11 protein-coding genes are annotated in these 13,305 nt (G+C 60.0%); 6 read left to right on the top strand and 5 right to left on the bottom strand.

Annotated elements, in window-relative coordinates; genetic code table 11:
- The first annotated feature begins 105 nt into the window (after positions 1 to 105).
- Together LDO86_RS05135 and LDO86_RS05130 are read left to right on the top strand one after the other, a co-directional pair.
- Complete coding sequence (locus tag LDO86_RS05135; protein ID WP_224084326.1) at positions 106 to 606, top strand: hypothetical protein; 501 nt, start codon at positions 106 to 108, stop codon at positions 604 to 606.
- A gap of 824 nt (positions 607 to 1,430) precedes the next feature.
- The gene (locus LDO86_RS05130; RefSeq protein WP_224084325.1) at positions 1,431 to 3,284 is read left to right on the top strand and encodes an ATP-binding protein; all 1,854 of its coding nucleotides are present in this window, start codon (positions 1,431 to 1,433) and stop codon (positions 3,282 to 3,284) included.
- A 627-nt stretch (positions 3,285 to 3,911) separates the two neighbouring features.
- Here LDO86_RS05130 and LDO86_RS05125 read toward each other — a convergent pair.
- Positions 3,912 to 5,324 carry an amino acid permease gene (locus tag LDO86_RS05125; RefSeq protein ID WP_224084324.1) on the bottom strand — a complete coding sequence of 471 codons (1,413 nt, stop codon included), beginning with the start codon at positions 5,322 to 5,324 and terminating at the stop codon, positions 3,912 to 3,914.
- A 51-nt stretch (positions 5,325 to 5,375) separates the two neighbouring features.
- Complete coding sequence (gene hisC, locus LDO86_RS05120; protein ID WP_224084323.1) at positions 5,376 to 6,473, bottom strand: histidinol-phosphate transaminase; 1,098 nt, start codon at positions 6,471 to 6,473, stop codon at positions 5,376 to 5,378.
- A 93-nt stretch (positions 6,474 to 6,566) separates the two neighbouring features.
- Between hisC and LDO86_RS05115 the strand changes: the two genes are divergently transcribed.
- The 3 genes from LDO86_RS05115 (at position 6,567) to LDO86_RS05105 (ending at position 9,358) form a co-directional block, all read left to right on the top strand.
- Positions 6,567 to 7,070 carry an Lrp/AsnC family transcriptional regulator gene (locus LDO86_RS05115; protein WP_224084322.1) on the top strand — a complete coding sequence of 168 codons (504 nt, stop codon included), beginning with the start codon at positions 6,567 to 6,569 and terminating at the stop codon, positions 7,068 to 7,070.
- 93 nt (positions 7,071 to 7,163) lie between these two features.
- Positions 7,164 to 7,589: an SRPBCC domain-containing protein gene (locus LDO86_RS05110; RefSeq protein WP_224084321.1), complete on the top strand. Its 426-nt coding sequence runs from the start codon at positions 7,164 to 7,166 to the stop codon at positions 7,587 to 7,589.
- 110 nt (positions 7,590 to 7,699) lie between these two features.
- Positions 7,700 to 9,358 carry a thiamine pyrophosphate-binding protein gene (locus LDO86_RS05105; protein ID WP_224084320.1) on the top strand — a complete coding sequence of 553 codons (1,659 nt, stop codon included), beginning with the start codon at positions 7,700 to 7,702 and terminating at the stop codon, positions 9,356 to 9,358.
- Between the two features lie 239 nt (positions 9,359 to 9,597).
- On the opposite strand, the gene LDO86_RS05100 is transcribed toward LDO86_RS05105, so the two are convergent.
- The 3 genes from LDO86_RS05100 to LDO86_RS05090 form a co-directional block, all read right to left on the bottom strand.
- Positions 9,598 to 10,200, bottom strand: coding sequence for an OB-fold putative lipoprotein (locus tag LDO86_RS05100; protein ID WP_224084319.1), 603 nt, complete (start codon positions 10,198 to 10,200; stop codon positions 9,598 to 9,600).
- Between the two features lie 144 nt (positions 10,201 to 10,344).
- Positions 10,345 to 10,794, bottom strand: coding sequence for a hypothetical protein (locus LDO86_RS05095; RefSeq protein ID WP_224084318.1), 450 nt, complete (start codon positions 10,792 to 10,794; stop codon positions 10,345 to 10,347).
- A 284-nt stretch (positions 10,795 to 11,078) separates the two neighbouring features.
- Positions 11,079 to 11,603 (bottom strand): hypothetical protein, encoded by a 525-nt coding sequence (locus LDO86_RS05090; RefSeq protein ID WP_224084317.1) that lies wholly within the window; start codon positions 11,601 to 11,603, stop codon positions 11,079 to 11,081.
- Between the two features lie 914 nt (positions 11,604 to 12,517).
- On the opposite strand from LDO86_RS05090, the gene LDO86_RS05085 reads away from it, so the two are divergent.
- Positions 12,518 to 13,258 (top strand): NAD(P)H-binding protein, encoded by a 741-nt coding sequence (locus LDO86_RS05085; RefSeq protein WP_224084316.1) that lies wholly within the window; start codon positions 12,518 to 12,520, stop codon positions 13,256 to 13,258.
- The last annotated feature ends 47 nt before the right edge of the window (positions 13,259 to 13,305 follow it).

Below are 13,305 nucleotides of genomic sequence, written 5' to 3'. Positions count from 1 at the left end.
AGGTACAGATCGTTGATTCGAGGAATCTCGGAACTTCGAAAGAAATGGTTACCAAGAAAGCTAGATCCTACCGGATCCTACCCCCAACGTGTCCATGATAGGGCAATGGTTTTCAGGATCCTCGCGCATGCAGAAGTCGAGCATTATATCGAAGATCGTGTGAAGGAAGTTGCGCTCCTTCACAAGAAGCGGTGGGACGCAGACCAAAAAGCCAGTCGCGTCGTGATTGGTCTTATTGGCTATTACTCGGGTGAGCGCAAGGTAGTTGCGGCATCGAGTAAAAAAGGATCCGCTTTGGATAACGTCCAGGATATTGACTTCTACATTGAAAAAGGAATGGCCGAATTGAGCCACCAACTCAGCTCAAACAATGGAGTCAAAGAGGCTGATATCCTACCGCTCTTCACTCGGGTAGGCATACTGGCCGATGACCTTGAACAAACATGGCTGAATCACATGAGTTCCTGGGGATCAGAGCGTGGTGATTTTGTGCATAGAAGTCCAAGTCTTACGCTAAGAAATCTAGACCCTTCTACTGAATTAAAAGCGGTGCAGGAAGTGCTTACTGGCCTAAAAGCGGTCGACTTAAAGCTCTCAAGCTTTTAGCGCGCCTGCTGACAACTGAGATTTTGAGTACCATTTACGGGGTCGCAAACAGAAAAGACTCGCATTCGAACGGCACGGTGTCAGCTGATAATTGGTGTCGCCCTATATCCATCCCGGACCGGTGGTCCGCCCGGTTCGTCACAGCAAGCAGCGCCTAAACGCGAACTTCACCAGATTAATGAGAATGACGGCCACGGGGTAAAGGATAAGTACTGCTGTCAGGGGCCTGTATGGCCGCGCTCAAGCCAGTGAAGAGGCCGGCAATCGCTTCAAAGGAATTGCCCATACGTCCACATCATGTTCTTCCCGAGTAACGTGACGATTCTGCATGGCGAGTGCATCCGACATCGTTCCGAATGCCTTTCAAGTTACCGGGCACTCCTTTCCTTGCGCGCAGTTGGCGCTACATGCCTGCTTCGGTTCTGGAACCGAATACCATTTGACGAGTTTCAGCAGACTTGACGGAGGACACGACAGTGATATGAACGCTTATAGAAGATTGGGTTTGCCCGTAATAGGGTTATCGTCGTCGGGAATTGATGCCCACCCAGCAAGAACCCTATGTTCAACACCAGACGAGTCTACAATCCCTAATGCTCTTCGATGAAGTTAACCTGCATCATCGAGTTAAACATATATCGTCACGACGGTCGAGAGCTTTGAGAACGAGGTCACATAATCAGGATGATCAGATGAATATTTACCATCAGCCTCCCTGCTCCGGGAAGCTTGAAACCCATGAAGTCGTAATACTCCTCGAGGTAGACAATGCAACGACAATGCGGGTTTTAATATATTCGTGAAATGGGGGTAGAATTATGCGAATGAAGCGAATCTCTGCAGTCTCTGGTTTTGGTTTCACTGGTTACCGAAGTTTTTGGAGTCCGGGTCCGCAGCGCATTGGCCCTTTGGGTTCCGTTCACCTGATCGTCGGAGCCAACAACGTGGGAAAATCCAACATTCTTAGGTTTGCGTCTCACTACCTTCCCGCACTGAGGGACGGTAACCCCTTCGCGGACTTCTCCGATCTTGACAAGCCCAAAACCCCCAAGTCTGTACAGCCTGCGGTGAGCATTGGGCTGAACACAGACAAAGCCTCGCTCCTGGAATTAGCACCCCGACTCGCCGAAAAGGAAGATCAACAGCGAACCTTCGACTCTCTCCGTCATCTATTACAGCAGCCGGCCTTCAGGCAAAAGGGCAATGATCTCTGTTGGATTGACTACCTCAGCGAGGGAGAAGGAAACCTGCGCTTTGATTTGGATCAGCTTGAGCGAGCAACCGATACATATCTTCGCGACTTCGAAAAGGACCAGTCTGGCGAAGAACCATTCTATGACCGTGGAAGCATCCTCTCCCTTCGTGGAATACTTACTGCCATTCAACAGCGTCCACACAGCCATGAAGATAATCCCTTTGTAGACATGCAACGGATCTTCAATAGCTTAGAAATACTAAAACACATCCCCGACGTTGAATTTATTGAGTCGTCGAGGCGCGTGAAGGCCGGAGAGGACGGCACTTCATCTCACAGCGGCCTGGGGCTCATCAAGAAACTGGCCGCCTTGCAGAACCCAGTTGACCATGACCCAAAACTACTAACAAAGTTTTGCGCGATAAACGAATTTGTCAGAATTGTTACCGAAAGTCCTCAAGCGCAAATTCTCATTCCGCATACTCAAGATGTAATACTTTTCAAAAGCCATGGACGAGTCTTGCCCCTCGAAAGTCTCGGCGACGGAATCCACCAAGTGGTTATACTCGCAGCCGCGGCCACGGTCATCGAAAATAGCCTCGTCTGTATCGAGGAACCAGAGGTGCACCTTCACCCTCTCCTTCAGCGACGGCTCTTGGCCTACCTAGCAGGTGCAGCGACTACGAATCAGTATCTTGTTGCGACTCATTCCGCTCATATTCTCGATCAAAACAATGCTTCAATATCCCATGTCACCATGGAACAAGACGGGACAGTCGTACAGCCTGCTGTTACGCCGCATCATTTGTCGAGAATTAGCGCGGAACTTGGCTACCGAGCATCAGACATAGTCCAAGCAAACTGCGTGATATGGGTTGAAGGTCCGTCTGATCGAATCTACATCAGTCACTGGTTGAGGTGTTTTGACAGTGATCTCATTGAAGGCATCCACTACGTCATTATGTTTTATGGGGGGTCGGTGCTAAATCACCTATCTACTGATGACCCGGAGAGTGACGTTGAAGAATTTATTTCGCTTCGTAGACTGAATCGCAACATGGTAGTTGTGATGGACTCTGACAAGGAAAAGTTCTCCGATTCACTTGGCGAGAGTAAAGAGAAAGTTGCTTCCGCACTATTGGAGGATCTGCATGGGCATTCATGGATCACGGAAGGTTACACAATCGAGAATTATGTGCCCGTTAATCTGCTCCGTAAAGCAGTAAAGGAGGCCCACAAAAATGCAGAGTCTCTCTGGACAGGGGCCTTGTACGTAAACCCTTTAAGAGATGACCAGCACACTGGCACGCCTATCAAATTAAGGAAAGCGTTGGTAGCCAACGCTGTTGTAGGCAACTGGTCGCAAACCACACCCTGGCTTCACGGTCTCCTCGAGCAAATGGAAAAGCTGGTGGAATTCATTCGCAGAGCGAATGACCTTCCTAATTCTCAGGCGGGTCATCTACCTAAGAATGATGCGTAGGGACGTTATGGATAATCAACCTCGTGCTCCAAAGGGCACACGTTCAGGCGAATCTCCCCGGCGCTTGAGGGGACGGAACCCCACTAATTTGTAAAGGAAAGCCGCTGCTGTGGGAGCTGGGTTTTTTCATTTAGGCTGGAGCGGTTCACCCGGGTCCGTATTATATTTTCGGTCCGGACGACTCCCCGAAACCTGCAGTCCATCTTTGGTAAAACTCGTCCTTCAACCTCGCCTTTGATTACCAACTCCTCAGCCCGCGCATGGATTGCCACGAGCATTGCTGTAGCGATAATCGCATCCTTCTCATCAAGGTTATGGGCGGCGGAGGCACCGCCACCATTCTCGCTATGTAGCCGGTATTCCCCGTATGGCTGACGAGGTTTGAGTCTGGAAGTTGTGAGACGAGACGCTTTTCGCCAACGCTACTGCTTGGACACCTACCGGCTTCCCAATTTCAATGGCGTTAGCGCGGGTAGACGCCACCGCGACCTGCTCGGTTGACTTGACTGGGTGAGCAGCCCGATGGCCACCTTGGTCACAGGGAATGCATTCATTCGAGGGCGCGCCCGGCAGTAGCCGGACGCGCCCTCCTTTGGCTCTGACCTAGGATGGGTCGAACTAACCGATTCAGTCGATGAGCACCGGCTCCTTCTCACCATTCGGAGTTTCATCAACGCGCCGAGCTTCCCGCTTCCGGTGATTCACCCAGCACCCCACCGCCAGAACCGCGACGAGCCCGAACGTGCTCAGCAACTGGGGACGCGAGTCCTCGCCGATGAAGCCCACGGTGAAGATCGCAGCGAGGATCACCAGGCCAAGGGAAGTGAGCCACGGGAACCCGGGCATCCGAAGCGGAAGCTCGGTCCCGTCGCGGTCGGCCCGGAAGCGCAGCGCCAGCTGGGCCAGGAGAGCTGACGTCCATACCAGCAGGCACGTCGAGCCCACAATGTTCAGCAGGACGGGCAGGACCTTCTCCGGGAATGCCAGCTCCAGCACCACGGTCACAACACCGAACGCCACGCTGGCCAGCACGGCGACAACCGGCACCCGTGCCTTCGAAACCGAAGCGAGCCAACGCGGAGCTTCACCCCGCTCGGCCAATGAGTACGCCATCCGTGAAGCACCGTAAAGGTTGGCGTTGAGGGCAGACAACAGTGCCGCAACAGCCACCAGAGTAATGGCGGTGGCCGCACCGGGCATGCCGGCGGCGTCCAGCACGGCGGCGAACGGGCTCTTCAGCCCCGCCGAACCAACGGGAACAACAGCCGCGATCACAAAGATGGCACCGATGTAAAACACCAGGATGCGCCACAGCACGGTGCGGACTGCCTTCTTCACACTGCGGGCCGGTTCGGCCGTCTCGGCCGCCGCCACGGACACAATCTCGGTGCCGCCGAACGCGAACGCCACCACAAACAGCGCCGTCGCAATCCCCGCGAAACCGCTCGGCGCGAACCCGGCACCGGTGAAGTTGGACAGGCCGGGCGACTGCACGCCCGGCAGCCAGCCGAACAGCAGCGCAAAGCCCACCAGCAGGAACCCGACGATCGCCGCCACCTTGAGCAGGGCGAACCAGAACTCGAACTCGCCGAAGTTTTTCACGCTGGTCAGGTTCACGGCCGTGAGCACCACGATGAAAACGAACGCCATCAGCCACACCGGCAGCGCCGGGAAGATGGTGGCCAGCAGGCCGGCCGCGCCGAGCGCCTCGGCGGCGATGACCACCACCAGCTGGATCCACCAAAGCCAGCCCACCGTGGCGCCGGCCATCGGACCGTAGGCCTTGGCGGTGTACACGGAGAAGGCGCCGCTGTCCGGGTTGGCGGCGGCCATTTCGCCGAGGGCCCACATCACCAGGATGATGAGGGTGCCGGCCACGAGGTAGGAGATCAGCACCGCCGGGCCGGCTGCCTGGATGCCCGCGCCGGAGCCGATGAACAGGCCGGCGCCGATGGCGCTGCCCAGTCCCATCATGGTGAGCTGGCGGGGTTTGAGGGCTGCGCCGAGTGGGCGCGCAGACGTCTTTGTCTGTTGTTCCATGGAAATTCCTCTGGTTGTAGTGGAACGGATTGGAGAGAAGTCGGAAAGCTGTCAGGCCGCGTGCGCTGCCAGGAGCCGGAGCACACGGTTGTTGGAAGCGGGATCGGCAACGGTGATCCGCACGCCGTCGCCCTGATACGCGCGCACCATGATGCCGGCGGCATCGAAGGCCTCCACCAGCCGGCCCCGGAGGTCCTCGTCGGCGCGAAGCCACAGGAAGTTGCCCTGGCTCGGCTGCAGTTTCCAGCCCTGCGCCTCCAGCGCAGCTGCCATCCGGGTGCGCTCCTGCTTCACCAAGGAAACGCGCGCTGCCATCTCCTCCCCCGCGTCCAGGGACGCGATGGCGGCCTTCTGCGCCAGCGCGCTCACGGAAAAGGGCAGGGCGGTGCGGCGCAGTCCTTCGGCGATGGCCGGCGTCGCAATGGCATATCCCACGCGGAGGCCGGCGAGGCCGTAGGCCTTGGAGAAGGTGCGGAGGATGCAGACGTTCGGGTACCGGCGGTAGAGCGCCAGGGAATCGGGGCCGCTGCCGGCGTCGGCGTATTCCACGTAGGCCTCGTCGATCACCACCAGGACGTCGGAGCGGACGGACTGCAGGAAGGCCTCGAGTCGGTCATGGCTGATCGGCACACCAGTTGGATTGTTGGGCGTGCACAGCAGGATCACCTTGGTCCGGTCGGTGACGGCGGCGGCCATGGCGTCCAGGTCGTGGCCCTCGGCGCCGTCCAGCGGGACGCGGACCGGCCGGGCGCCTGCCAGTTCCACCAGGATGGGGTAGGCCTCGAAGGAGCGCCATGCGAAGACCACCTCATCCCCGGCGTCGCACAGTCCGGTGATGATCTGCTGGAGGACGCCCACGCTGCCGGGCCCCACCGCGATCTCCCCGGCGGTGACGCCCAGGTGCCGGGCCAGCCGTTCGCGGAGTTCGACGGCGGCGCTGTCCGGGTAGCGGTTCATGGTGCCGGCCGCATCAGCCACCGCAGCCACGGCTGAGGGCAGGGGGTCGTAGTGGCTTTCGTTGCTGGCGAGGGCGGCGACGTCCGCGCCGGCACCCCGGCGGCCGGGGACGTAGGACGGAAGGCCGGCCACCGCGCCGCGCAGGGTGGGCGCCGCAGTTTCGGGAACGGCCAAAAGCTGATCACTGGTCATGAGGTCCGATCATGGAAGTGACCCGGACCACAATGCAAGGTAGGCTCCGGTGCTTGGGACTTCTGCTCAACTTCTAGTACCTCTGGTGAAAATATGACCATCGCGACCTCTCGCACCCTCGATTCGCTCGACGGCAGGATCATCCTTGCCCTGGACAAGGACCCGGAAGCCAGCGCGCTGGCACTCTCCCGGTCACTCGGCGTCGCGCGCAACACCGTCCACGCCCGGCTGGCCCGGCTGGAGCGCAGCGGCGCGCTCCGTTCCTTCAGCCGCAGGCTGGACCCCGCCGCGCTCGGCTACGAACTCATGGCCTTCCTCTCGCTGTCCATCAGCCAGACCCGCACGGGCTCGGTGGAGAACGGGCTCGCCGCCATCCCGGAAGTCATCGAGGTGCACGCCACCACCGGCGACGCGGACCTCATGGCCAAGGTGGTGGCCCGCGGTACCGCCGACCTCTACCGCATCACCAACGAGATCCTGGAGATCGAGGGAATCGAGCGGACCAGCACGGCCATCTCCATCCTGGAGCTCATGCCGCCCCGCTACGACGGCCTCATCAGCCGGCTGTCAGAGCAGGAATCGCGTCCGGCGGACTGACCGCATCGGGCGGCGTGCGTCGCTGTGGCTTCCCGGCGTGCGGGCAAGCCGCAAACCCTCGCCTCCGCGTGCCGGGGAGCGCATACTGAACACATGCCAACGTACCGGCTGTCCACGTTCGTCGGAGCGCCTCCTGAGCGGGTTTTCGCAACCTGGACTGATCCCGACCGGTTCCATGAATGGATCGGCGGAGTCAGCGGCGTGACCGACCGCGTCGGTCCTGTCGATGAGGCCGGCAGCCGCTACACGGTGCAGTTCGGGCGGATGACGAGCCCCACCGAGGTCCTCGCGGTCGAGCGGCCCCGGCACATCCGCACCCGCTTCGGCAACGCCATCCTGAAGGGCGAGTCCGATGTGACGTTCACCGCCGACGGCGCGGGCACCCGCATTGACCAGGTGATCGTGACGCGCGGGTTCGTGTCCGCGATTTTCGGCCGGCTCTTCGCGACCGGCTCGTATCAAGGCAGCTTTCAGGGCGAGCTGGAGACGTTCCGGAAGCTCGTTGAGCGGGAGGCGTGATACGCACCACAACTGGGCATTTTGTCAGTTAGCCCGCTCCTCCGCCGCCAAAAGTACCAACTGAATTTCCGTGTGTTGCCTGTTTCCGCGCCAGGCCACACGATGCCTGCATGACTTCACTTACCGTCTCGGGCCGCGTGGCGCAGGTTCTCAGCAGCTATGTCAGCGACGTCTTCGGCGTCATGGGCAACGGCAACGTCTATTTCCTGGACGCCGCCGAGCAGCAGGGCCTCCGCTTCTCCCCGGTCCGGCATGAGGGCGCCGCCATCGCCGCCGCCGACGCCTACTACCGGACCTCCGGGCGGCTCGCCGCGGGCACCACCACCTACGGCCCCGGCTACACCAACGCGCTCACCGCCCTCGCCGAGGCCGTCCAGGCGCAGATCCCGGTGGTGCTGGTCACCGGCGATGCCCCCACCACCGGCGCCCGGCCCTGGGACGTGGACCAGGCCGCCATCGCCGCAGGACTCGGCGCCGCCACCTTCACCGTCACCCGCGAGGCCGCGGGCGCCATCACCCGGCAGGCGGTGGAATACGCACTCACCCGGCGCACCGCCGTCGTCCTTGCCATCCCCTACGACCTCGCCGCACTCGAGGCTTCGGATGAGGACCTTCCGGAACCGGCGGCACCAAAGGTGACGGACGACGTCGACGGCGGCCTCGGGCAAATCGCCCGCCTGCTGGCCGGTGCCAGGCGGCCGCTGATCCTGGCCGGCCGGGGCGCACACCTCGCCGGCGCCAGGGAGGAACTCCGCGAACTCGCCGACCGGCTGGGCGCACTGACCGCCGGAACCGCCCTGGCGCTCAACCTCCTCAATGGCGAGGGGTACCTGGGCGTGGCGGGCGGTTTCGGCACCGACACGGCGGCCGGGCTCATGGGCGAGGCCGACGTGGTCCTGGTGGCCGGGGCCAGCCTGAGCCCGTTCACCCTGCGGTTCGGGCACCTGCTGGGCCCGGATGCCACGGTCATCCAGATCGACACTGCGGTGGAGCAGACGAACCCGCGGGTGGACCTGTTCGTCAGCGCGGACGCGAAGGCTGCTGCTACGCGGCTGTTGTCATTGTTGGACGGCGAGGCCGCTGCGGCTGGTTGGCGCGCCGAAGCCTCGAAGCGCCTGGCTGCGGGGCCGGGGCAGGATTTGGGTTCGGCCGAAACTGTGGACGGGCGCCTGGACCCGCGCGCCCTCGCCACCGCCCTTGACGCCGTGCTGCCGGAGCGCCGCACCGTGGTCCAGGACGGCGGCCACTTCATCGGCTGGGCGCCCATGTACTGGAACATCCCGCGGCCGCAGGACCTGGTGATGGTGGGGACCGCCTACCAGACCATCGGGCTGGGCCTGGCCAGCGCCGTCGGGGCAGCCCGCGCGCTGGAGGACGGCCGCACTCTGGTGCTGGCCTCCGGCGATGGCGGTTTCCTGATGGGCCTGTCCGACCTCGAGTCTCTGATCGGTACGGCCCGCAGCGCCATCGTGGTGATCTACAACGACGCCGCCTACGGGGCCGAGATCCACCAGTACGGCTCGCAGGGGCTCACCGAGAAGCCGATGCTGATTCCGGAGGTGGACTTCAGTGGAGTTGCGAGTGCTCTTGGGGCTGAGTCAGCTGTCATCCGCTCCCTTGGCGACCTGTCCGCGCTGCAGGATTGGATCGACGCCGGCGCGAAGGGGACGTTCGTGGCCGATTGCCGGATCACCTCCAGCGTCCGGGCCCCATGGCTGACCGAGTGGATGAACGCCACCCGGGCAGCGAAGGCGGCAGTGGCGGGGTAGGTTCCCTCCCTGCGTCCGCTCCCTCAATCTGCCAAATGGTTAACCAGGGGCTTGCTACATGGGCATGGGACGCTCGCGATTGAAGAGGGTGCTTGTCAGAGCTTGCTCGGCGGCCGCGTAGGTGATCTGAGAGCAGAGCCGATTACTCTCTGTGCAGACAGAACCTGGTTAAACAGAACGGTCCGAGTCTGCGCCCAGGTAGTGGCGCAGACTCGGACCGATAAGACTGGATGAGCCCGTTAGAGAACTTCGCAAGCTTTCAGCTCGACGCCGAGGTCGCCGCCATCCTGAAAAGTGCCCCGCACAGTGATCGCGCTCTCGGGCACAATGGTGGCTGCTCGTGCTGCTGGCACGTCGTTGCAGTTGACGTGCAAGAAGTTGTACTTGTCTCCGTTATCGAGCCGCACGATGTACTGATCCTTATCGAGGAATTCAGTGTCGACCTTATCGACGAAGCCGGTGACCTGCAGAACCTTGCCCTTGTACTTCGCGTCGGCCGCGGCCTCATTGCCCTTGAAGTCCGCCAGAAGAGTACCAGCTTCGACTTGCACCACCTCAGGAGCCGCTTTTGCAGGAGCGGGCGCCGCCGCAGGTGCTGCTGCTGCGGGCCCCGCAGCAGATGCGACTGCTGATGCGTCCGTGGCAGGCGTGGCAGTGGCTGAAGAATTACTCTTGCCACCATTCGCCATCGACGAAACGATCGCTATCACGAGAATGATCAGCGGAATCATGAAGCGCTTCTTCTTGAACCAGGGACGCGAGGCCTTGCGATACGCCTTATCGGCCGCGGCCTGAGCTTTGCCGTCGCGCTTTGCATCAGTCATGATTGTGTTATCAGTCATTTTTTATTCCTGTCTGGATCGTTAACTATTGACTTCGGGAAGATCGTTTGGCTGGGGAACCACTCCGCTATGTCCCACCAACCTGCACGCATCTCCATCCCCTAAATGTGCCAACAGAATCGGCTCTAACTGCTCCTCAATAAACTAGAAGCTGACAAGCCTTCCGCCTAATTTCCCTTGGACTTCTGCCGTTGTCGGGCTGTTAATAACCCAGTTCTCCCCCACAAGCCACGAGTTTCCACCAGATGATTTCAGATCTGCGTTGAGTTTCTTCACATTCTGAATCAGCTGGCTGATGTCACTGCTTGAGAGGTATGTCGAGATGACCGTATTCGACGAGCACTCGGCCGACTCGGCGGCAAGTGTGATCTTGTTTGTTTGTATGAAGTCCGGGCATGCACCCCCGGCCTTGACATAAGCGGCTTTAAGCGCCGACACGGTTGAGTAGCTGCCCCCATTTGCAGGTGGCGCGGTTACCGTCGGTGTCGCTGTCGAGGTGGATTCTGCAGTAACGGCCGGTTTAGAGCTTGAACAGCCGGAAAGAGCGAGTGATCCCACCAGCAGGACAGTATAGATAGTGAATTTTGAAGACATGTTTGACTTTCCTCGGCGTCGTGACCCGGCCACCTCCAACATGGCGGCTTAAATAAAGGAGTGGTGACAGTAACGTGAAATTGGAGGCCGGCCTCCCAACCGCAGCGCCAATCTCGACCAGTTCAACTACAGGCGAGAAGGGCAGCCAGCAGCTTTGCATCAGCCCCGCGGCTCCTGGTACATCGGATGACTTCTGTACAAACGGGAATAATGTAGGGGCAGGCCGGGAAGGAGCCGTGTTCTCGGCGTTGGCAAGATGTACTGTTCTGCAACCATGAAACAGATCATTGCTTCAACCACGAACCGCAGCGGGAAGATTTGAAATCCTGGCCCGCTGACAGTGTCACCGAAGGACGCCCGCCCGTGACAATGTCATTGTCCACGATGTCCGACCCGTTGGAGCCTGTGCGGTAGATGCCCCAGTAGCAGCTTCCCGCTACGTCAGCAGTGGTTCGGTACGTCCCTGGTTCGATGTCCCTGCCCACCGTCCAGGTTCCTTCTTTGATGGTGTTCGCTGCTTTCGCCTTCTCGGCAGCCGTCACCGCTTCCTCCCGCTTTTTCACGTTGTCTTCCGCGGCCTTCACTGCCGATTCGCGAACCGTCAATGCGGATTCTTTGGTAGAAATTGTCGACTCGCGCCCGGAAATACTCGAGTTCAGAGTGTTATAGCGACTCTGCAGTTTGGCTAGATCCGCGCTGACGCCGTCCTTCTGCGACTGGAGAGCAACATACTCATCACTTTTCGTGGGATCTGGAAGAGTTGCGCCAATTGCCGTCCCTCCAATGAGGGTGATCACCGCAGCACTCACGGCCCAATACCATCTAATCCGTGGTTTGGGGCTTCCTTTGCTCGCGCCTTTTGAAGGAGTGGAATTGACACCTAAGCCAGTCAGCATTCCCCGCTGTGCTTTACTTTTGAAACGTGAAAACCGGCGCTTCCCCAGTTTCGTAGGATTCAGTGAAGCGGCGCCCTCTTCAGCGTTGGGACCGTGATCTGCCGTTTTGGAAAGAGGTGCGGCCTCTGGCCTTGGAGGAATTCCAGGCAGGGATTCAATTTCGGACAATGTGGCCCCCAATGATTCGTGCGAGTGCAAATGCGAGTGCTACCCATCAATCAACCGCAGAGACCGCAAAGGGGAGTGCTCAAAATGCTCATGAGCTTTGTGGTACTTCTCGATGTGATAAGTCGCATCTGAAAAGAGAGTATTTGTTCCAGGGTCGGCAAAAGACAAAAAGGGCATATCCTTGGCATAACCTGATTAGATCTTGATGCAATCTTGAGCAACGGATGACGCTTGTGTCGCCCGCGCTTAATATTTGCAATATCTATTTTGAAATGATCGACACACCGCTATCGCGGCGTTGGAATGGAAAATGCAACGCATGCCGTTCTAATGGCCGACTATGGGCCTCTCCCCTGCCGCCCTACGGCTCATCTCCATTTTTTACGAGGGCTCACTGCGGTTGACCGTCGGATCGATCCACACAGAGCTCGGACGTTAAACCGCCACTGCCAAAGGATCAAAAGGTCCTAGGCTTCAGTTAGTCTCCGCTCACGCTCAAGCGGCTCCAGTGAAGCCACCACTGTCCGTCGCGGGCGATTTTCAGCGCAGCACCGTCGCGCCGTTGCTTTCCTGGGGGTAACCGCGCAATGCCTCGCCGCACGGCGACGGCGGCGGAAACTCACCAGTATTTGTCGTAGCCCCGGCATAGGATTCCTTCCATGAGGATTGCCGTTGCAGGGGGAACCGGGACAGTGGGCCGCCACGTTGTGGCCATCGCCAGGGAGCGCGGGCATCACGTGGTCAGCCTCAGCCGCGCCGAAGGGGTGGACCTCCTCACCGGGCGCGGCCTCGACCAGGCACTCCAGGACGTCGACACCGTCATCGACGTCTCCGGCATCCAGGTCCTGTCCACCAAGAAAGCCGTGGATTTCTTCACCAACGCCACCCAGAACCTGCTGGCAGCCGGGAAGAAGGCCGGCGTAAAGCACCATGTGGTGCTGTCCATTGTGGGCATCGATAAAGCCAATTCGGGACTGTACGCCGGGAAGCTGGTGCAGGAGGACGAAGTCAGGCACGGCGGCATTCCGTGGACCATCCTCCGGTCCACCCAGTTCCACGAGTTCGTGCCGATGTCCATCAAGGCCGCCTCAGTGTGCCCGCTGGTCTTCGTGCCCACGATGGTCACCCAGCCGGTTGCGGCAAAGGAGGTAGCCGCAGCCTTGGTGGATGCGGCCGAGTCCGGGCCGAAGGGACGCATTCCAGACCTCGGCGGCCCGCGGACCGAACACCTGAAAGGCCTGGTGGCGGCCTATCTGGCCAAGACGCAGCAGAAAAAACTGATCGTTCCGCTCCGGGTGCCGGGCCCCATGGGCAAGGCAATGCGCAACGGCGGGCTGATCCCGGCGCCGGGTTCCGCCGTCGGACGCCAGACGTTCCAGGACTGGCTCGACGCCGCATAAAAGCCGATGCCAAATGGGGCAACTGCCCCATGCCGCTGCTGCGGCCC

Origin of the sequence: Arthrobacter sp. StoSoilB19 (genome assembly GCF_019977275.1) — a bacterium.
In the GTDB taxonomy this organism is placed as follows: Bacteria; Actinomycetota; Actinomycetes; order Actinomycetales; family Micrococcaceae; genus Arthrobacter.
This window is presented reverse-complemented; position numbering and strand designations above follow the sequence as displayed.